Raw genomic sequence first — 21,522 nt, 5'->3', positions numbered from 1 at the left:
TTTTTTGTAGTTTGTGCAAATAATTGTAGGAACCCTCCTTCTTATCCACTTCCCTAAACCTATTTCACCTCTGCCTAAAGTAGTCATTAAATATATTAAAGAAAAACCAAATAAAATACCTACTAGCTAACTTTTTTATTTTCCAAATCCAAGGTGTTCAGCTAGAATTAGCTGTAGTGCAATAAACCTGGGAAATGGACAATTCCACCTCTGCAATTGTCTTTAAAGACATTGAGAAGAGTTATGGTTCCCTAAAAGTGCTAAAGGGAATCACCGGTGAAATCAAACGCGGAGAAGTTGTAGCAGTCATAGGTGCTTCTGGTTGTGGTAAAAGTACTCTGCTACGCTGCTTCAACCGCTTGGAAACTATTGAACGTGGGCGTTTAGTCGTCAACGATATTGACCTATCGCAACCTAGTTTCAGTAACAAGCAACTGCGACAACTACGAACACAAGTAGGCATGGTTTTCCAGCAGTTTAACCTGTTTCCTCATCTGAGCGTACTAGAAAATCTCACACTTGCTCCGCGTAAAGTGCTAGGAAAATCCGCGAAAGAAAGTACACAACTTGCGGGATTTTATCTTGAAAAAGTTGGACTGTTTGACAAAGCATCTGCCTATCCAGAACAACTTTCCGGTGGACAAAAGCAACGGGTAGCTATTGCCCGCAGCTTGTGTATGAATCCCCAAGTTATGCTCTTTGATGAACCCACTAGCGCCCTAGACCCAGAACTTGTTGGTGAAGTGTTGCAAGTCATGCAGCAGTTGGCAGCAGAAGGTATGACAATGGTGGTTGTGACACATGAAATGCAATTTGCCCGAGAAGTGGCGCATCAAGTTATATTTTTGGATCAAGGTGTTGTGGTAGAACAAGGTGCGGCTCACATTCTTGCCAATCCACAGAGCGATCGCCTACGTACTTTTCTTAGTCGTCTCAATGGCAGAGAGTTAGGAATTACGAATTATGAATGTTAAAAAATATGTAATTTGTAATTCGTAATTACACCAGTTTTCAGTTAGATGAACCATAAACACCAGACCTAACCCCCAGCCCCTTCCCTACGAGGGAAGGGAAGAAATACAAAGCCTCTCTCTTCATAGGAGAGAGGTTTATGTATTGTCTTACGTGCGACTCGTAGTCTCCGCGTCTCCAAATGTCAATGACCGCTACTGCGGTTGCAGGAAATTTGGGGTACCACTGCTACCATTAAAACCAACAGCAGGAATTTCCAGTAGGTCATCCTTGGCTTTTCCGGTGCCGTCGTTAGTAACGGAGGTAGTATCTCCTGGATGTCCATTAGAAATGAACAACTGTGGGTGGTCGAAGGGTGCTTTGTCTAAGCCGACTCGCTCATCGGTTAATGCTGTCATAAAGGCTACCAAGTCATCTATTTCAGTTGTTGTTAGCCCCAAGTTTTCGATATCTGGGTCGAGGTTGGCGATATTCTGGTCGTGGAAGTCTCCGCCACGATTATAGAATTCTACCACTTGCCGCAAAGTCAACTGCCCACCGTTGTGGAAGTAGGGAGCAGTGAGTTCGATGTTGCGGAGTCCGGGTGTCTTAAAGGCTCCATCCGCAGCTATTCTTTCATTGGAACTGACTGAAATATTTGGGTTTGCCCCAAGAAGCTGCTGGAATTTTCCCAAAGCAGCTACTCTCGACTCTGAAAGTGGATTACCGAAGAGGTCTTTATCACCCACTCCGAGGTCTTCCAAAGTCGGTGTGACACCGATGTTGTAGAAGCCATTGTCATAGACGGCTTCTTGCTTGTCCCCCATAACCATGCGTTCGAGTCGTTCGTTCTGCACGTTGTTTACAGAAGCGTTGGTGAATTCTGCCCCACCGTGGCAGTTGATGCACTTAGCTTTTCCCTCGAACAGCTCTTTTCCGCGCTTTTGCTGGTCGTTTAGGGAATTGCGGTCAAACGGTGTATCGTCGGAGACAAGTGTAGACTCGTACATTTGAACAGCCAGCCCAAAGAACAGGGGGAAGTTGTACTCCATCAACGTGTACTCGTTGGTAGCCAAGGAGCGATCTGGCTTTTTGACAATATTGCGTTGACCTTTAGCATCAACTTGGATCATGCGATTGGACTTCCACCACTCTGACTTGAAGGCATCCTCAATCAACTTTTCGTAGGTAGCCGTCTTTAGACCAGGTTGAGGTGATCTGCTGTCACTACCTAAAACGCTGTCTTCGAGATGCACAAGCTGCTTGCCTAGTGGACGAAGGGGAAGTAACTTCTTACCAAGTTTTCTGGGGAGCTTTTTGCCCTTGGTAGCGCTGTTGGATTTCTTGTCGATGTCTCCGAACTTATCACCAATTTCCTCAAAGGTACGACCGTCAGCGGACATCTCAAAGGAACTGAGCGGTGGACCCACTGCCTGGGAAGCTAAGGACGAATTCTTGAGACTGACTTGGACAAAGTCTAGTTTAGCTGGATTGTCTGCCTTGCCGACAAAGGCATAGGGGTCTCTTAAGCCGAAGGGATTCACGCCGTTGAAAATGTCCTGCGCCCTTCCATCCCAGAAGTTGCGGAAGTTAAACACTGCGTTAATTACGGTCGGCGTGTTACGCGGCTCGACTCGGCGCACTTCGGTGCCTCCCACGTTAAAGACTGGATCGTCTTTTTGATTTACTTTGTCTTGTGGATTGCCGGGTATGACATCAACGAACTCAGTATTGAAAACTCCTTCGGAGGAGGCGACATCGTTACTGTCAGATAGAACGCTGCTGTTGCGGTCATTTGGATTAGACAGCTTGTGGAAAGGAAAATCTTCCGGCTTGATCTCGTAGTTTGGTGCCCCGCCTACCTGGAATGTCGTATCTGGGTTTGGGCTACCGTCTGCATTCACACGCAGAAGACCAGGACTGATCAGATTTTTGGATCTGTTGTCCGCTCCGGCATGGAAGTGACAACTGGCACAGGATAGTAAGCCATCGCTGCCAACTTGCATATCCCAGAAAAACGCTTTTCCTAGTTTAATTGCGGCTGTTTTGTCCTTAATAAAGTCTCCAAGATTCTCTGGTTCTGGAACCGAGACAGTCTTGAGCGAAGCCAGCGGCGTGGGTGGTTCTGCAATCTGCGCCGACACAGTATGTCCGCTTATGATTGCTGCAACAACTATTACAGCAAGTACTATACCCCTTAAATACCTTGATACCAATCGGTTAAGGTTTACAAAAATAAATCTCTTACTCAATAAGTAAAGGAGTATGCTTGTAAAAATAAATACTAGAATCAGACCAGGTAGTGTACCCATGGCATGAGGTTAAGTTTTATTTGTATCTATCAGTAAAAATACCCTATTAAAACTTCTGACAGTTCAAAAAGCTGTAAAATTTGAATATTTTTTGGATAAAGTTAAAATTCTTAGTAAAACACATCAGTTGTCTGTTGCGAATGGATGCGCTGAAGTCACCAGTGGCGGAAAGGGCGAGATGAAGCTAGACATTAGAGGATTAGCGCCTCTCTACACAGGCTTGTTTACCCCACAGCAATTGCAGTTTGCAGGACAACTTGATGCTACACAAACAGCCATGTCAGCAGCGACTCAAATATTTGCTGGCGCATCCCCTTGGATGGCTGATTTCTTTTAAACAAGAGTGGGTAGTGGTTAGTAGATAGTGGTTACTAGTACTTTTTGACAACTAACGACTAACCCTTCGGGTATGCGCGGAGCGCACGCCCTGAGGGCGAACGCCAGTCGCCGTGAGAGCGGTAAACCCTCCTGCAGCGCTGGCTCACAACTAACAACTACCAACTAACAACTACCAACTAACTCATATGCATACAACTTCCAATCGCTGGCGTTTGGGGCTAGCATTATCGCTGTTGACCGTTTTTTTGTGGGGAATTCTACCGATTGCCTTGGCGGTGACTCTGCAAGCGCTTGATGTCTACACCGTCATTTGGTTTCGCTTTTTGGTATCGTTTGTGTTGTTAGCTGTTTATTTAGGATGGCGAGGAAAATTACCGACTCTGGAAAGATTACGTTCCACTTCTTGGATTTTGTTGGCAATTGCTACACTTTTCTTGGCAGCTAACTATGTTTTTTTCTTGCAAGGTTTAGCACTGACTTCACCTGCTAACGCTGAAGTTATTATTCAGTTTGCTCCCTTACTTATGGGTTTTGGCGGTTTAGTTATTTTTAAAGAACGTTATACTCTGTCACAGTGGATAGGTGTAAGTATTCTTACTTTAGGATTCACTTTGTTTTTTCATGAACAATTAAAAAATTTAGTAACAGCACACGGTCAATACCTTTTGGGTAGTGGTTTGATTGTGCTAGGAGCAGCAACTTGGGCTGTTTATGCTTTGGCACAAAAGCAGTTGTTGCAATCTTTATCTTCTTCTAGCATTATGCTGATTATTTATGGAGGATGTGCTTTATTATTCACTCCATTTGCTAACCCAAAAACAATTTTTACACTTAATCCTTTACATTGGGGAATGTTGCTTTTTTGTGCATTAAACACTCTCATTGCTTATGGTGCTTTTGCTGAATCTTTAGAACATTGGGAAGCATCACGTATAAGTGCAGTTTTGGCATTAGCTCCCATTATCACTATAATATCGGTTTGTCTTGTATCAGTCCTAGTACCAACTCTAATAGCACCTGAGCAGTTTTCCTTAATAGGAATAATAGGAGCCGTTTTAGTAGTAACAGGTTCAGTTACTATTGCTCTAGAAAAAGCCCGTTGAAATAAATGAATTTCGGTAATCTTTTACTGTTATTCATTTGATATTTTGTCTGTTTCAAGGTGAGTCTTACATCCGGATATGTATTCTTTTGTTGTTGCTCAAAATAGCACGATTAGCAAAGGTGCAATCATTTGATATATTATTTGATATATTAAAAGTGGGGGTTTCACCTACTTGATGTTCTCTTTGAAGTTCACTCTTTGAATTTTAAAATAAGAGAAAACGTCAAAAGCATCTCTCATTGAGAGGCGAAGAATATCAATGAATTCCAGGGTGTCCGCGCAACTACTACAGCATCGCCTCGATAAACAACAGTTCCTTGCACAGTTAAATAATGAACAGTTTGTTTGGTCATTGGAATAGCGTCTTGAGAAAGAATTCTCTGTCGCTGGTTCTATCAATGTTGCTGCCTACACTTGGGTTTGGCAATTCTGCCAAAGCAGCAGAACGAATTTATGTATCATATTCACCGTTTGAGCGTTCCATACCTGTTACCGCTTTGCAAAAGTACGCCCGAAAAGGTGTCATAGACCATGACTTGGCAGTGTATACGCAGTATCTGAAAAAAGAGCAGCTTCAGCAGTTACGACGTGCTTTACTCAATCCGATAAAGGTCAATCCAGTAGCGGTTTCGCAATTTCTGTATACACCCCAAGGAGAATTTCTGCTGCAACGGTTGGGAGAAGTCATTAAAACCGAATCTCGTCAACCAAAAGTTGGGCTTCATGCCTTACGAGGGACGCTTATTTTAGCCTCCGCTGAACCAGGAGGTTTAACATTATTGAACTTGTTGCGTAAGTATCCTAGTTCTAGTATTTACATCAATTTGTCGCGAACTTTGGGAATGGCTGCGGAACTAGAAAAACTGGTCAATGAAACGAATCGAGCTGTTACAGCAGTTTCTCAAAAGTCAAATGTCGAAGCTGCAACCATAAGACGACCTTTGAACTTCTCCCAATTGCCAGATTTACGGCGTAAAGGTCGGTTCATATCCCAAAAACAGACGCTGAAGTTTTTCGACTCAGTACGCAAACGGTTCCTGCTGACTGATGTTTACCTTCCCAACGTTCACAGTCGGGTCCCTGTTATTGTCATTTCTCACGGTTTGGGTTCAGACAGCAGTAACTTTCAATATCTAGCCACTCACCTAGCTTCCCACGGGTTTGCTGTCATCGTTCCCAATCATCCCGGGAGTGACACCAAACAATTGCGAGCGCTCTTCAGAGGAAGTACTAGTGAGATAGCCCAAGCGGATGAATTTAAGAATCGACCTCTCGATATCAAATATATACTTGATCAGCTCGAACAGCTCAGCAGAACAGATACACATTTTAAAGGTCGGTTCAACCTGCAAAGAGTTGGAGTCTTTGGTCAATCCTTTGGTGGTTACACAGCTCTTGCCTTGGCGGGTGCAAAAATTAACTTTGGACAACTCCAGAAAGATTGTCAACCGAAAGCACTCCAAGATACCTGGAATCTCTCTTTACTGCTTCAGTGTCATGCACTCCAATTGCATGGCAATAACCCTAAAGAGTATCAATTTCGGGATGAGAGAGTCAAAGCTGTCATTGCAGTTAACCCAATGACCAGCAGTATCTTTGGAGAAGCTGGTTTAAGCCAAATTCAAACTCCAGTGATGATTGTTGCCAGCAGCGATGATACCATCGCGCCAGCTTTATACGAACAACTTCTGCCATTCTCTTGGATTCATAATTCACAAAAGTATCTCGCAGTGCTTCGGCATGCAAGCCACTTTTCCATCATTGGAAATGGCAAAGGTAGCGCACAACAAGTGTCATTACCTTCTGAAATCGTTGGGAAAAATCCAAGCCTTGCAAGACGTTACATGAATGTTTTGAGTGTGCCTTTCTTTGAAACTTATGTCGCAGGAATGCCAGGATACACCACCTACCTCAACGCCTCCTATGCTCAAGCTATTTCGAGTCACTCAAGTGATTTGAGTCTTATCAGATCCCTAACGCGCACCGAATTAGCACAAGCGAAGAAAGGATGAATAACCCTCTTGCAAAAGGCAATTGCTATGAAAATGAAACCACAGATAAACACAGATGGACACAGATAATTCATCTGCGTCCATCTGCGTAGCCTACGGCACGGCTTACGCCTACATCTGCGGTTCTCAATACAAACTTTAATAATTCATATGCAAGGTTTCCTCAATCTCAACAAACCATTCGGTTGGACTTCCCACGACTGTGTAGCAAAGACGCGCAAACTTGTGCGCCTCAAGCGGGTGGGACACGCTGGAACTTTAGATCCAGCAGCCACAGGAGTATTACCCGTCGCCCTTGGTAAAGCAACTCGCCTGCTACAGTATCTTCCAGGAGAAAAAGCTTACAAAGCGACAATTCGCTTGGGTGTACGTACCACAACCGATGATTTGCAAGGTGACGTTATCGCCTCGCAGCCTTGCACTGGGTTGAGTTTAGAAGTGGTGAAATCAGCACTGCAAAAATTTGAGGGTAAAATCGAGCAAATTCCGCCACTTTACAGCGCTATTCAAGTTCAAGGGAAACGCCTGTACAATTTGGCACGTAAAGGGGAAGATGTAGAAGTGCCAGCACGGACAGTGGAAGTTTTTAAGATAGAAATTTTAGACTGGCGAGAAGAAGAGTTTCCCGAATTGGATGTGGCGATCGCCTGTGGTGTGGGAACATATATTCGGGCGATCGCTCGTGATTTAGGTGTAGCCTTACAAACTGGTGGAACTCTCGCTGCTTTAACACGCACACACAGTAGCGGGTTTGACTTAACAAATAGTCTGACCTTCACTGATATAGAAGCACAGCTGCAAGCTGGGAGATTTCAACCTATTGCTCCTGATGCAGCACTACAGCATCTTCCTTCTATAACTTTAAGCGCAACATCTGCCCTGAAATGGTGTCAAGGTCAGCACGTTCCTGTCACTGCCAATATAGTAGAAATATTACGGGTATATGATGAAGATGGGCGTTTTTTGGGTATTGGACAACTCAGAGACGATTTGTTAATTCCGACAATGGTGTTTGAAGGGGTTGCGTGATTTTTTGGCACAAAGGTGAAGCAGGCAGTTTTCTATTGTTTAAAAACCCCCATATAAATAAAAAATTCCCCCTGTCGGCAATGGAGAAAAATAGCAGGGGGCGGAATCAGCATTAGTTGATGTTTGTCCGTTCTTTATATTATTAGTGAATGTCAGTAAATGTTTTACCATCTTTAGAAAGAGACCATTGTTAAGCTTTTTAGTGCTTTAGGCTACAAAGTATAGTCGATTACATAGATATTTAACAAAAAACCTCTTGCAAAAGTCAATTTTATGAAAAAAACCACAGATGGACACAGATGGACACAGATAATTTATCTGCGTTTATTTGCGGTTCTAAATATCCATTAATCATACTTTTGCAAGAAGTCTAATCTACAATTCTTTTAGTAGCGCTCGTTGCCTACACTCCCGCTATCGCGGTGAGTGTAGGAGTATGTCACAGCTAAAGCAAGAGTTGCCAAGCCTTTCTACCAAGTTCCGAATTTGCAACAGAGTGGGAACTTCTTCCTCTTTTTCTACTCCCAAGTAGAAACATCTCGCAGCACATCAGGAATTTCTCCTTGAGAGAGAGGAAACTCCAGCACAGTTTCTCTAAACCCCAGATATCCAGACTCAGCGAAAGATAACAGCATCCGCGCCAGTGCTAGCCAAACCTCAGGCTCGTATTCCCAATCACCATAGCGCGAAGCCCTACCCGCAATTGAACGCAGCGCCCAGAAATAACTATTCCTTACTACGGAACCACCTTTTTTATACTCTGGTACATCTTCATGGTCGAGAAAAAGTACGCTGTTTTCAATTCTGGCTTTCATAACAGTTATGTTAACCCAATTATAGATGTAGAGATGTTGTAATAGTCTGCCAACGGAAAAATGACGGATAAGCATAGTTTGTAGTGAGCGCTAAAGCGCTCACTACAAACCCCTCAAACTTGGTGTGATGAAGTAATGCAAACTCTCTACACGTAATGCTTAAATATTAGCTGTTAAACCGAGGCGAAAAGTAAATCCAGGGCTATAGATACGATTGACTCGCTCGTATTGTTCATCGAGTAAATTTTCTAAGTAAACTGTCAATCCTAAATTTCTTGTGACAGGAACGCGAGCGCTAAAATCTAAATTAAAGAAAGATGGCGTAAAATCTGTAGTTGAATCCCCGGTTGCCGTGTATAAGGAACGACGAGCGCCACTATAGTAAGTAGCATACAAATTAGCCTGCCAGCCTCCACTTTCATAACCAAGACCAAGAGAGGCTACAGAGTAAGGAATTAAGCCTAACTGTAACCCTTTTTCGGATCCTGTTTTTATTTTGGCATCCGTATATGTGTAGTTGATGAAAGTTGTCCATCCAGGAGCAATTTTCCACCGCAGCGCTGCCTCTAAACCATTGGTATCAACTAACCCGATATTCTCCCATTTTCCTTGTACTACGCCTAAACGATTATCTAAACTACTACCGAAGTAAGTCAGTTGTCCTGTTAAGTTTTCAGAAAACTTAATATCGACTCCCGCAGTCCAAGAAGAACCAGTTTCTGGTTCTAAATCAGGGTTAGGTAGCCATCCATGAACTGTATCATAAACATACAACTGATCCAAACCAGGATTGCGCTGTCCTCCTGCCCAACTTCCTCGCACAGCCAATGCTGGAACAATATCATATTTAAATCCCACACTAGGATTGAGATAATTACCAAATTTGCTGTCAAAGCTTTGTCTCAACCCTAAATCTATTTGAAAATTATCGGTGATATTCCAAGTATTAACGGCAAATAATGCGGTATTTAACAAGCTCTCGTTTTCATTTTCATTCAAGTCAACTCGATTAGGAACTGTACTGTACGTATCACCATTTAAATCTGTGTTTTGTAAATCTAATCCCCAGCGCAATTTATTATTTTGCGTCAGTTGCCACTCATGGTCTATCCTAGCCGAATATAATTGTGTATCTAAAGTCCCTGTACGGTAAAATTCGCTGCTGGGACCGTAAGTGTTGAAGTAATCTTGGTTATATCCTAGTGTGGTTGTAAGAACAGAAGTATCACCATTACCAAGGCGAGTTTTCCAAGATAAGCCAATATTTAAATTATCGTGGTCTAATCGGTCTCTTTGTAAAGGAAAGCCAAAATAAATTAATCCCCGACGACTGCTAAGTTTAGTCACATCTAAACTTAAGGTATTCCTGGAATCTATATCGAAGGCAAAACTACCAAAATATGTACTTCTTGCTGTGTCTGCATTAAATAAATATCCTTGAGAATCACGATTTGCAGCACCAACAGGAACGCGGTAACGGTTATCAATAAAACTTCTTTCAAAGCTAAGGTTGTATCTGAAAGACCCACTTGCGCCCCCATAGCTCAACTGTTGATTATTAAAATTTAAAGAACCAAATTCTACAGCAGCATTTAAGCGAGGAACACCGCTACCTTCTTTAGTGATGATATTAACAACTCCCCCAAAAGCTGATGAACCATAGAGGGTTGAAGCTGCACCACTATACAACTCCACTCGTTCAATAGCCTCGACAGGAATGCTATTTAAATCCGTTGCGCCATGATATGTGTTGACATTAGTGTTAATAGGTCTGCCATTAATAAGAAAAACAGATTGGTTAATTGAGGCTCCCCGATAGTATGTACCTGTGTGAATATCTGCACCATGACCTGTGTCATTGATAGCAAATCCAGGCAATTTTTTCAAAACATCAGATACGCTTGTTGCACCCTGTTTTTGAATTTCTTCTTTTTCAATGATGTATGTTGGTGTAGACTGAGGAAGGTTATCTTTCTTGCCTGTCACATCTATAATAATTGCGTCATCGTCTTCAACTGTAGGTTCTGACTCGTTTGTTGTGGAATTTGGTTCTGGAGCATCAGTTGTTTGTGGCTTTTTAGATGGGATTGGCGTTTGAGTCAGTAATTCTGCACGAGTGTATGCTTGCTCTATCTCATTTAAAGATGGAATTTCTGGTGTCTTCTTGATAGGAGAATTTTGATGATTAAAATTATTTTCATTTGCTAGCGTAACTGTAGTTAAAGCAAAGTTAATTAATATGACTTGAAAAATGATAAAACTAAATTGCATTTTCTACCTCACCACACCAAATTATTGTCTATTACTCTTGACAATCAAAGATGCCAAAAGTTTTTGACATAAACTCTTTGAAGAGTTGATGTCAACTTACAATTGATGGGAAAAAGTGTCAAAAGACAAGCTGTCAAACTTCCTAGCTAGAAGAAAAAATAAGCATAGAAATCCGGGTTTTCTAAAAAACCGGCTTTCTTGAAGAGCCACTTTAATCTTGAAGCGGAAATTTTTGTGCTAGCAAATTAAGAATAGCCCTCTTGCAAAAGTCAATTTTATAAATATGAAACCACAGATAAAAATAGAGATGCACACAGATGAATTATCTGTGTTTATCTGTGTGCATCTATGGTTCCAAAATTCATTAACAGGATTTTTGCAAGAAGTTTCATGAATCGGTAGAAGCGATTCATAAAAAGGTCTCACATTTCTACCATAATAAAAGCAGTAGGATAGGCAGCGCCCACCCTACCCTGTTTGGAGAAGAACTATTTTCCGCTTTATTTCCAGTCTTTATCGGCTTGTTCTAGCACGTATGCCACTACGTCTTCGATTTGCTCAGATTTTAAACGACCTTTAAAGGCGGGCATAGCATTTTTACCATTTGTAACTTGGGCGGTAATGGCTTCCTGTGAGTACATCCCGTACTTTTCCAAAGCATCTTTTTTTAGGTTTTTGTTGGCTTGAACCAGGTTTTTGCCACCCGCATGACAAGAAGCGCAATTGGCACTAAAGACTTTGGCTCCCTTAACACTGTCTACAGCCCAAGCCGGACGATTAAAGGCAAAGGTAAAGATTACTAAACTTAGCAACAATACTGAAAGAATTTTTCTCATACTGTGTTCTCTCTAGAACAAAGGCGTTTTCGGTGCAATATCCTCCATAATTCTCAGGTTCACGGTTGTTGTCGTCAAAAGACAAGCTGTCAAACTTTCTTAGAGGGTGTAGGGAAGATGAGAAAGGATGAGGAAGTATTTTCTTCCCCCACTCCTCCACTCCCCCTACTCCCTACCCCCTAACTCGATAAGCGCCTCTTCGGTTACACGACAAATTCGCCAATCATCTAAAATAGTTGCTCCCATCCGGCGATAAAATGCAATGGCTGGCTCGTTCCAATCCAAAACACTCCACTCTAACCTTCCGCAACCCCTCTCTACAGCTATCTGAGCTAATTTAATCAGCAGCGCTTTACCAATACCATGTCGCCGATATTCTGGTAGAACAAACAAATCTTCTAGGTAAATTCCTGGTTTTGTCAAAAATGTTGAATAATTATGAAAAAATAGGGCAAACCCTACAGCTTGCCCTGTATATTCTGCTAATATTGCTTCTACGTAACTTGGGGAGCCAAATAGATGCTCCTTTAATGCCGTAGGATTGCCCGTAACGGCATGAGACAATTTTTCGTAATCTGCCAGCGCCTTAATTAATTTAAACAATACGTCGCAATCGGTTGGTTCAGCAAAACGCAAAGTTAAATCGCTATGCGAAGTCATTAGTTATGAGTCATTAGTTATGAGTCATTAGTCATTAGCCCATAATTTATAGTCGATAGTCAACAGTTGTATGTTTTTATGACCCTTGACCCTTAACTATTGACTATATGAGCCATCCCTTTAAACGTTTGGCTATGTGAGGACGCCGCAACTTCCGCATAGCTTTGCTTTGGATTTGCCGAACTCGCTCGCGGGAAAGATTGAACATAGTCCCAACTTCTTCCAAGGTACAGGGTTCGCTGGTAATTAGACCGTACCGCAGAGAGATTACATCTTTTTCCCGTGGGGTGAGTACGTCACCTAAAACGTCCCAAATCTCCTGGCGCATCATGCTTTCGTTCATTTTTGCTTCTGGAGATAGGTTATCTTCATCTTCTAGCAAATCCATCAATTCCGTGTCTTCTTCTTTACCAACACGGTGGTTGAGGGAAAGTGCTTGTCGTCGTAGTTGTTGCAGCTGACGTAGTTGTGGCGCGGGAATTTCCAGAGCTTCCGCCATTTCTTCTTCGCTGGGATTGCGCCCTAATCTTTGTTTAAGTTCCCGCTGGGCTTTTTTAAGTTTGTTAAGTTTTTCAACAATATGAATGGGCAAGCGAATCGTCCGCGCATCGTTGGCTATTGCTCGCGTAATCGCTTGTCTAATCCACCAATAAGCGTAAGTAGAAAACTTATATCCTTTATCTGGGTCAAATTTTTCAGTAGCACGATTTAACCCCATCGCTCCTTCTTGAATTAAATCTAGAAAAGGAACGCCGCGATTTAAATATCGCTTAGCAATAGATACTACTAACCGTAGGTTTGAGCGAATCATTTTACGTTTCGCGACTCGCCCTTGATACAAGCGATGTTCTAGTTGTTTTTCTGTCATCTCAAGATGAGATGCTACAGTTGCCTTACTCGCTTGATCTCCTAGTTGTTCAAATAACGAGACTTGTAATTCCCTAATTTCCTCTACAAACCGAACTCTCCGCGCTAATTCCACCTCTTCATCTGGCTTTAACAATGGGTATCGCGCCATTTCTTTAAAAAACGCCCCAACAGCATCGTCATACTCGGTTTTGTTATATCCCGAGGGACGCGCCGCCGCCATTTTATCTCCATTGCGGTCTTCGGCTTCCAGATTTTCTACAACAATTTGGGATTCTTCATCTGCCACTGCGTCTAACGTATTAAATAATTCTTCATTATCAGCAGCACTTCCCATTGTTGCCATTATTCCCAAGTCAGCGATATTCATAGTTTCCTTGAGGGATTGTTGCTCTGTTTGGTACATAATTAGTGACAGCTGCTCTGGTAATACTTGGTGATTTTCCTGAGGCACAAATGCACCCGCCGAATTACAAAATACGAGTGTTTGTCCAGAGTTTATGTGATTCTGATCATGGGTATCTATACTGTGGTTACCGAACGTTCATGCTCTGGTAAAAGCGTATTCAGCTGATGACTGTAAAAAGGAGCTAGATATTTGGAAAGAAGCTTACTCTAAGTGGGGATCAAGGTAGAAGTATGAAAACATAGGGAACACTCGTAGAGAATCCTCTGAATTTATTCATGGGGTTTATTCATACTTCATTCTTAACATTTAAACTTCAGTGGACTTCATCAATCGATTACAGATAGATACAGTTCTTAACTCAGCCTGGTATTTACACCTTATAAAAATTTTGTCAGGCTGCCAATACCTATTTTCCTCTTTTTTTCTTAATTACAAAGATCCTTCAAACCCTCCTCAATTAAAATTCCTTTATTTTAACAAATATAAAAACTTCATTTGCCTCTCTCCAAATCCTTAAACATTCATGTATTTTTCTAATCTTTTTGATTTTTTATGCTTTAGTTGTCGCTAGTGGTATTTGATTTTTCATAGTGGGGTTATGCATCGCTCTTGAGCTTTCCCCAGAACCAGCAATTTGGCAAGTCAAAACTTTAGCAATGTCTTCTCTTGATAAAGGATCTCACATACACATAGAGTTAAATATCTATCAATAGGCGGAAAAGCATTATTCCCTATTTAGTAATCACAGAAAATCAACTGAGAAAAGCTGAGATTGTCTAATTTCGTTTAATTGACATTAAATATTTATTGCCTTCTACAGTTAGGAGTAATTTTCTAGCCGATTACATAAGAGGAAACTTATCAAGTATTATGTCTTATGACAGTATTGCTAATCACATTTTCAGGCAAGGGATGCATACAGTTAGAGTTAAGTTGACAAGGTTAAGATAGACAAACTGGTTCATGAGTGCTGAGTACTAAGTCCTGAGTCAGGAAGTCAATCCTCAAAGGATGAATCCGGAGAATGAAACAAGAAAAAAGTTTGTTTTTCTGCAAGAATCAATTCGCTTGCTCCTAAATATTTTGTCAAGCGCTTGAGGGCTTTTGAGGATGGAAAACAAAAAAGGATTCTCTCAGCACTTCGCACTTGGCACTTAGGATCGTTTTGGTAAGAGAAATATCTGTAGTGTTGATTTAGAAACTATGTATATGAATGGCGTTAGTTTGCCTCCTTTGGTGGTTGCCCAAGCTGGTGAATCGTACCACTCAGGAACAACTGAGAATCGTTGGATTGAAGTGCTAGTGGACTGTCCGGGAAGTTCAGGACTGTATACATATCGGCTGCCATCTCAGTTGGAAGTAAAACCAGGGGATATTTTGAGTGTGCCATTTGGTACGCAACTGCTAGGAGGAATCGCCATTCGTTTTCTAACACAACCTCCAACAGATCTACCACTAGAAAAAATCCGCGATGTGGAAGATATTGTCAGCGTGGGTTTTTTTCCCTCCAGTTATTGGGAACTTTTAAACCGAGTTGCAGCATACTACTACACACCCCTCATTCAAGTCATACGTGTCGCTTTACCACCAGGTTTATTAGGGCGATCGCAGCGTCGTATCCGCCTTGTGAACAGAGTGGGGGGAGTAGAGAGAGTAGAGGGAGTAGGGGGAAAAATGACTCCTTCATCTTCCCCTACTTCCCCCACTTCCCCATCTTCCCTACCCTTCCTCTCCCCAGCAGCGCAGCAAATTCTGAAACTTTTACAAGCACAAGCAGATGGAAATTATAGCTTCGCCTACCTGCAACAACAAGTAAAAGCAGCTTACCGGGGTGTACGGGAGTTGCAGCGACGGGGTTTAGTAGAAAGTTACTTAGAACCCCCACGACTGACTCGACCAAAACAGCAAAAAGCAGTCACACTGATAGGCAGTACATTTGAACGCGACTTAACTAGTCGCCAGCGAGAGGTTTTAGAAGTGCTGCGAAGGCGCGGGGGTGAATTGTGGCAAAGTGAACTGTTACAAGTTTGTAACACAAGTACATCCATGCTCAAGACGTTAGAACAAAAGGGGTACGTTGTTATTCAAGAACGAGAAGTCATGCGAACTCCTCCTGTGTTCCTCCCACTTGCAGATGGGACGCAAGGGGGTTTGCTAGCGGTGGAACAGACAAAAATACTAACACCAGATCAATCGGAAGCGTTAGGGGTTATTACCCATCTAGATGGATGTGCTACGGTACTGTTACATGGTGTCACAGGTTCTGGAAAAACAGAGGTGTATTTGCAAGCAATAGCTCCTCTTTTAGCGCAAGGCAAGTCTGCCCTCGTTTTAGTACCAGAAATTGGGCTGACACCGCAGCTAACTGACCGTTTTTCCGCTCGTTTTGGAAACAAAGTTAGCGTTTACCACAGCGCCCTTTCAGACGGTGAACGTTACGACACCTGGCGGCAAATGTTAACAGGAGAACCCCAAGTGGTTATAGGTACGCGAAGTGCAGTTTTCGCCCCCTTACCAAACTTGGGCTTAATTATATTAGATGAAGAACACGACAGCAGCTTTAAGCAAGATTCTCCCATCCCCACATACCACGCCCGCACGGTTGCCCAATGGCGAGCAGAGTTAGAAAACTGTCCCTTGGTGTTAGGTTCAGCAACACCCGCCCTTGAAACGTGGGTGAGTGTTAGAGACACGGGGACACGGGAACAAGGAGAAAAATTCTCCCCCTCCCCCCTTCCCCCTCTCCCCGTGTCCTCTTACTACCTCTCCCTCCCCGAACGCATCCACTCCCGTCCTCTACCTCCTGTGGAAGTTGTGGATATGCGGCAAGAATTGCAGCAGGGAAACCGTTCTATATTTAGTCGCTCTCTGCAAGAAGCTTTGCACCAACTGCAAGAACGCCGTCAGCAAGGAATTTTATTTATCCATCGTCGGGGACACAGTACATTTGTCTCTTGCCGTAGTTGTGGATATGTGGTAGAATGCCCAAACTGCGATGTGTCGCTGGCATATCATCACACTGAAGAAAACGCGCCTCAAGTATTACGGTGTCATTACTGTAACTTTGTGCGATCGCATCCCCAAAACTGCCCCGAATGCAGTTCTCCATATCTCAAATTTTTTGGCAGTGGAACCCAACGAGTCGCCCAGGAGTTAGCAAAACAGGTTCCCCAATTACGATTCATCCGCTTTGATAGCGATACCACCCGCACAAAGGGAGCGCACCGCACTCTTCTGACTCAGTTTGTCAACGGTGAAGCAGATTTGTTAGTAGGTACGCAAATGCTCACCAAGGGATTAGATTTGCCTCAGGTAACACTTGTGGGTGTTGTTGCTGCTGATGGGTTGTTGCATTTATCAGACTACCGCGCCAGCGAACGGGCATTTCAAACCTTGACACAGGTTGCTGGACGTGCTGGCAGAGGAGAAGAGCCGGGAAGAGTCATTATTCAAACATACACCACTGAACATCCTGTGATTGAAGCAGTGCAAAATCATGGTTATCAGTCTTTCACGGATGCTGAATTGGAACAACGGCAAGCACTCAATTATCCCCCCTACGGACGGTTAATTTTATTGCGCCTGAGTAGTCCCGATCCAGTTCTGGTAGATAATACTGCCCAGATAATAGCAGCAGCTTTACCTCAACAAGAGGGGTTCGATATTTTGGGACCAGCACCAGCTAGTATTTTACGGGTAGCTAATCGTTATCGCTGGCAGATCTTGCTAAAATTTGCCCCCAGTGCCTTGCCACAATTGCCAGATTGGGAGGAAGTGCGTAAACTGTGTCCTCAGTCTGTCAGTTTAACGATTGATGTAGACCCAATGAATATGATGTGAATGGAATTTTAGAACCGCAGATGCACGCAGATAAATACAGATAATTTATCTGCGTGCATCTGTGTTTATCTGTGGTTTTATTTTCAAAAAAATTTTGCCAAAGAGGAAAACTATAAATCTACAAACAGTTAACAAGTCCAAGACGCAAGACTTCTCGCGTGAAATCACACGAGTATCCAATAAACGCATCGTTAAGAAACTTACCCGCTTGAGACTCCTTAGTGACTCCATATCCACCAAGAATCTCGACTGCTGTTTGTGCGTTCTTGATTGCCACATCCACAGCAAAAGTCTTCGCTGCTGGTGCTTTCACCATCGCAGCGAGTTGCGGATTAGTGTCTGCGGTATTGGCAGCCTCCCATACCGTCAACCGCGCAGCCTGTGTGTTTATCATCATATCAGCCAGCTTCAAGGCAACTGCCTGATGTTCAATAATCGGACGCCCCCAGCTGACTCGCTTTTTAGCGTAATCTAGGGCATACTCATAGGCAGCACGAGCTAAACCGACGTAGGAAGCTGCAAGTCCAATAGCAACCTCAGGAAGCAGCATGAGGAGTTTTGCCGCTTCCCCCTCTTGTCCAAGGAGATTCTTTGCAGGTATCCGCACATTATCAAGATGAATGGGAGCATGATGGGAGGGTTTCCAGCCAATCATCTGAGTCCTCTCACCAAATTTAAGACCAGGGGTATTTGCTGGAACGTAGAATATGGACATACTCTCGCCCAATGGCTTATCAAGAGCTGTGCGTGCAATGATGAAATATGCATCAGCGATGCCAGCATTTGTCACTAACGATGACTTTTTACCATTGAGGACGTATGCATCGCCATCGCGTTGTGCAAAGGTCTTGATTCCAATGTTGGCATCTGGTATCGGACAGAATAAATCTGAGGTTGCTACGTTTGGCTCACTCTCTGCGGCGCTGAACAGATGAGGCTCCCCAGAACGGACATGCGATAATATCCGCTCTTGCTGTTCGCTCGTTCCAGCCCTAGTTACGAAAAGCGACATCGCAGCGGTGAGATTGAAGTAGCTACAAGCAATACTGACATCAGCAGCACCCAGTTCTTCCAAAACCAAAACGATATCTATACATTTTCCACCCAACCCACCGTACTTTGTTGGAAGCAACAATGACGTGAATCCCAGTTCAGCTCCCTTGCGGAATATACTTTGACAGAAATCCCAAGGTTCAATTTCTGGATTATCAGATTCCTCAATGATTTGAACGATAGGCTTAATGTCTCTTAAGGCAAAGTTACGCGCTTTTGACTGCAACATCCGCTGTTCGAGAGTGAGGCTGAAGTCAATCATGATTTGTTCTTCCTTGGTCGTTGGATGTTCTGAACGCCATAGCTTAGAGTAGTTTGGAATTTGCATTTCATATGGCTTCTAGCTAACTATCCTATAACCATTGAAGTGGTAGAAAAATGTTGCCTACAACTCAAGAATTTCTGTTGGATTAGTTGATCTACAACATGAAAAGTATTGGTATAAAAGGATTTTAGGCTTTGTAGTAGTCACTTAGTTAATGGCAATAACATAAAAAAATATCAAAATTACAGATAAAAAAATCAACTGTATTAATCCCCCATTAGGGGATTAATACAAAAGACTTGACTCTAATACCCTCGCTGCGATCGCCCAAGGCGGCTCCCTCTAGGAGCATCGCCTAGAGAGCACTGGCAAAGCCAATTGCCCGTTAGGACGCTGTGCTACGCCCTATCTCGTTCTAAGTCGTAAATGACTTTCTCTACATACCAATCAACCGACCGATTAGGATTTTTCATTTTAACTTTGGCTAAAAGGCGGTTTGCTGCATCCCAGTCATTATGCAAAAGACTCAAAAGTTTCTGCTGAAGTCTACGACTTGCTTGTTTCAGAAGAATGGTATCTGTTTTGCTTTTTTGTGAAATTGATTTCCAGCGATTATTGCCATCTTGTGTACTAAGAACAACTGCAATAGCAGCGCTACCAAGCACAAATAAACCTAACATGATCCCTGTTGGGTCTATTTGTTCTACCACTTCTGGAGTATTACTAGACTCTGGGAAATTTATTGAAGTTTGAGCATTAGTCAACTCAGCATGAGCATTGACTGTTACTACTAAATTTGATGTACTAGCTTTCACTTTCTGATTAGCAACGCTTTCCGCTGAAGTTAATAAACTGCCGTTCACTGGCGTGTTAAGAACAGCAGCAATGACAGCACCTACAGTTAAAAATTTCAGCATTAATAATCATCAACCCCTTTGTACCAACTCATGTAATTGAAGTTGATATCTATTGACAACCTACTTTTAGTGTGAGGTGCAAATATGACAGAAATATGTCAATACATTTATTGCAAAATAATCTTGTGACTATTGCAGACTAAAGAGTTGAGCTAAGATTATGAACAAAAAGCCTCGATATTCTGGAAAAAATTTAGAGTAAGAGCTTCGCTCTGCGCCCTAGCAATTATAGCTTTATCAAGTTCAACAATAAAATTGAAGCTGCCGACTTGACAAACCTTACCACTGGGTAGGATGCTTGTCAATTTGATTCCTCATTTTTGATTTGATGACACCCACTAGGTTTATATAGAGTGGTTATAAGGAAATCAATATCTGAGTCAATACAAACACTTGTTGACTCCGAGTAAACATCATAGTCAGTTTTGCTAGATTTTTGCTATAATTTCATATTAAGGAGAGTGGATAAGAAAGCGAGTTTCTCCAGTCATCGAGCAGCGTCCTAGCACGAATATGCACATTATTCCAAAACTTCATACAACTCATTCATTCTCAATTGAGAATAGTGTTTGCCAGCAAGTCTTCGCTTTGTAATAGACATTTATACTCAAAGCAAAATTGAATATTGAGTATTTTTACTTACAAAATTTCTAGACAAACATTTGCCGTAAAGCTAAAGCTTAATCGAGCGATAATAATATACAGAGATTAGAGTACTAGAATATGTCGTTCACCACGTCTGCTTGTTGTGCTGTCACCCTTAATCAACAACAAGAGCAAAATATTTACTACCATAAAAAACATTGTGCTGAAATGCAGTGCCCAGACGCGCCAGCCAACAATGGCAAAAGCAGATCTAAAAACTGCACTGTTGTGGAAAATGGTCGCGTCGTTGTTAAACCAGCACAAACACAACCCGAAGAAAATTCTTAATTCAATCACCCGAATTAAGTTAGGTTAATCTACACCCCTGGTAAGAATACTCAAACCCAATAGCTTGTATTTGCGCTAACAGATAAGAATATTCATGAGCAACGAACAACAACTAAGCCTCTTCGGGGACTCAAACTTTGACTCAAATGACCAAAAAGAGCTAATTCCCACAGACGCTAAAATTCCCATTCCTTCTGGAACCTATGCCGACATGACCGAAGTGGCACAGCATTGTAACCAGTGTCACCGTTGCTTATTGGGAGACACACGTACTCATGCTGTTGTCGGACGTGGCAATCTCAAAGCGCCTATTATTGTCATTGGGGAAGCACCCGGTCAAACTGAAGACGAAACTGGGTTGCCTTTTGTTGGAAAAGCAGGACAGTTGCTAGAGAAAATTTTGGCATCCGTCAAGTTAGATACAGAGAAAGATGTATTTATCAGTAATATCAACAAGTGTAGACCACCAGAAAACCGGGTTCCCACTACTGAAGAAATGGAGGCTTGCAAACCTTATCTATTGGAACAAATTCGCCTAGTTGACCCAAAAATTATTCTTTTAGCAGGTGCAACGGCTGTAAAAGGCTTAACTGGTGATAAGCGCGGGATTACCAAAATTCGTGGACAGTGGATGGAGTGGGATGGGCGGTTATGTATGCCGATTTTCCACCCGTCTTATTTGTTACGGAATCAATCCCGTGAAGTCGGCAGCCCTAAGTGGTTAACGTGGCAAGATATACAAGCAGTCCGTGCTAAGTTTGATGAAATCCAGAATAACCAGTAGCTGGCAAGCATTATATAATTTACCAAAAGTTTGACATAAAATCCGGAATCCTGTCGCTTCACTTAGTAGTTAACTGTATTCCTATTAAGGAATACAATTTTTCCAGTAGCTAATAACCCTTAGT

At 42.5% G+C, this 21,522-nt stretch carries 15 protein-coding genes and 1 pseudogene; 8 read left to right on the top strand and 8 right to left on the bottom strand.

The annotated features are described in order from the left end of the window. Positions 1-194: 194 nt before the first annotated feature. On the top strand, positions 195-974 hold the full coding sequence (locus MAS10914_RS0112405) for an amino acid ABC transporter ATP-binding protein (RefSeq protein ID WP_017316261.1): 780 nt from the start codon (positions 195-197) through the stop codon (positions 972-974). Between the two features lie 192 nt (positions 975-1,166). Here the strand turns inward: MAS10914_RS0112405 and MAS10914_RS0112400 are convergent, their stop codons facing one another. Next, positions 1,167-3,095 carry a cytochrome-c peroxidase gene (locus MAS10914_RS0112400; RefSeq protein WP_232224151.1) on the bottom strand — a complete coding sequence of 643 codons (1,929 nt, stop codon included), beginning with the start codon at positions 3,093-3,095 and terminating at the stop codon, positions 1,167-1,169. Positions 3,096-3,390: 295 nt separating this feature from the next. Here MAS10914_RS0112400 and MAS10914_RS0112395 point away from each other — a divergent pair. The 4 genes and pseudogenes from MAS10914_RS0112395 to truB form a co-directional block, all read left to right on the top strand. After that, a pseudogene (locus tag MAS10914_RS0112395) lies at positions 3,391-3,600 on the top strand (sterol carrier protein domain-containing protein); the annotation flags it as partial. Between the two features lie 187 nt (positions 3,601-3,787). Continuing rightward, positions 3,788-4,705 carry a DMT family transporter gene (locus MAS10914_RS0112390; protein ID WP_017316258.1) on the top strand — a complete coding sequence of 306 codons (918 nt, stop codon included), beginning with the start codon at positions 3,788-3,790 and terminating at the stop codon, positions 4,703-4,705. 334 nt (positions 4,706-5,039) lie between these two features. Further along, entirely contained in the window at positions 5,040-6,719 is a 1,680-nt protein-coding gene (locus MAS10914_RS0112385) for an alpha/beta hydrolase (RefSeq protein ID WP_026082514.1), read from the top strand. Positions 6,720-6,869: 150 nt separating this feature from the next. Beyond that, complete coding sequence (truB, locus tag MAS10914_RS0112380; RefSeq protein WP_017316256.1) at positions 6,870-7,748, top strand: tRNA pseudouridine(55) synthase TruB; 879 nt, start codon at positions 6,870-6,872, stop codon at positions 7,746-7,748. Positions 7,749-8,266: 518 nt separating this feature from the next. Here the strand turns inward: truB and MAS10914_RS0112375 are convergent. The 5 genes from MAS10914_RS0112375 to MAS10914_RS0112355 all read right to left on the bottom strand — a co-directional run bounded on the left by MAS10914_RS0112375 (position 8,267) and on the right by MAS10914_RS0112355 (position 13,603). Continuing rightward, a complete protein-coding gene (locus tag MAS10914_RS0112375; protein ID WP_017316255.1) occupies positions 8,267-8,563 on the bottom strand; it encodes a hypothetical protein in 297 nt (98 codons plus the stop codon). 159 nt (positions 8,564-8,722) lie between these two features. Further along, complete coding sequence (locus tag MAS10914_RS0112370) at positions 8,723-10,834, bottom strand: TonB-dependent receptor plug domain-containing protein (RefSeq protein WP_017316254.1); 2,112 nt, start codon at positions 10,832-10,834, stop codon at positions 8,723-8,725. A 500-nt stretch (positions 10,835-11,334) separates the two neighbouring features. After that, complete coding sequence (gene petJ / locus MAS10914_RS0112365) at positions 11,335-11,670, bottom strand: cytochrome c6 PetJ (RefSeq protein ID WP_017316253.1); 336 nt, start codon at positions 11,668-11,670, stop codon at positions 11,335-11,337. 165 nt (positions 11,671-11,835) lie between these two features. Then, complete coding sequence (locus MAS10914_RS0112360; protein WP_017316252.1) at positions 11,836-12,330, bottom strand: GNAT family N-acetyltransferase; 495 nt, start codon at positions 12,328-12,330, stop codon at positions 11,836-11,838. A 103-nt stretch (positions 12,331-12,433) separates the two neighbouring features. Then, positions 12,434-13,603, bottom strand: a complete 1,170-nt coding sequence (locus MAS10914_RS0112355) for an RpoD/SigA family RNA polymerase sigma factor (protein ID WP_017316251.1) — start codon at positions 13,601-13,603, stop codon at positions 12,434-12,436. 1,206 nt (positions 13,604-14,809) lie between these two features. Here MAS10914_RS0112355 and priA point away from each other — a divergent pair. Next, a complete protein-coding gene (gene priA / locus MAS10914_RS0112350) occupies positions 14,810-17,446 on the top strand; it encodes a primosomal protein N' (protein ID WP_026082513.1) in 2,637 nt (878 codons plus the stop codon). A gap of 118 nt (positions 17,447-17,564) precedes the next feature. Here priA and MAS10914_RS0112345 read toward each other — a convergent pair whose 3' ends face one another. Further along, positions 17,565-18,827 carry an acyl-CoA dehydrogenase family protein gene (locus MAS10914_RS0112345; RefSeq protein ID WP_017316249.1) on the bottom strand — a complete coding sequence of 421 codons (1,263 nt, stop codon included), beginning with the start codon at positions 18,825-18,827 and terminating at the stop codon, positions 17,565-17,567. Positions 18,828-19,162: 335 nt separating this feature from the next. Then, a complete protein-coding gene (locus MAS10914_RS32100; RefSeq protein ID WP_017316248.1) occupies positions 19,163-19,681 on the bottom strand; it encodes a hypothetical protein in 519 nt (172 codons plus the stop codon). Between the two features lie 723 nt (positions 19,682-20,404). Here MAS10914_RS32100 and MAS10914_RS0112335 point away from each other — a divergent pair. Beyond that, positions 20,405-20,614 (top strand): hypothetical protein, encoded by a 210-nt coding sequence (locus MAS10914_RS0112335; RefSeq protein WP_017316247.1) that lies wholly within the window; start codon positions 20,405-20,407, stop codon positions 20,612-20,614. 94 nt (positions 20,615-20,708) lie between these two features. Next, positions 20,709-21,398 (top strand): uracil-DNA glycosylase, encoded by a 690-nt coding sequence (locus tag MAS10914_RS0112330; protein WP_017316246.1) that lies wholly within the window; start codon positions 20,709-20,711, stop codon positions 21,396-21,398. The last annotated feature ends 124 nt before the right edge of the window (positions 21,399-21,522 follow it).

Origin of the sequence: Mastigocladopsis repens PCC 10914 (genome assembly GCF_000315565.1) — a bacterium.
GTDB classification, from domain to species: Bacteria; Cyanobacteriota; Cyanobacteriia; order Cyanobacteriales; family Nostocaceae; genus Mastigocladopsis; species Mastigocladopsis repens.
This window is presented reverse-complemented; position numbering and strand designations above follow the sequence as displayed.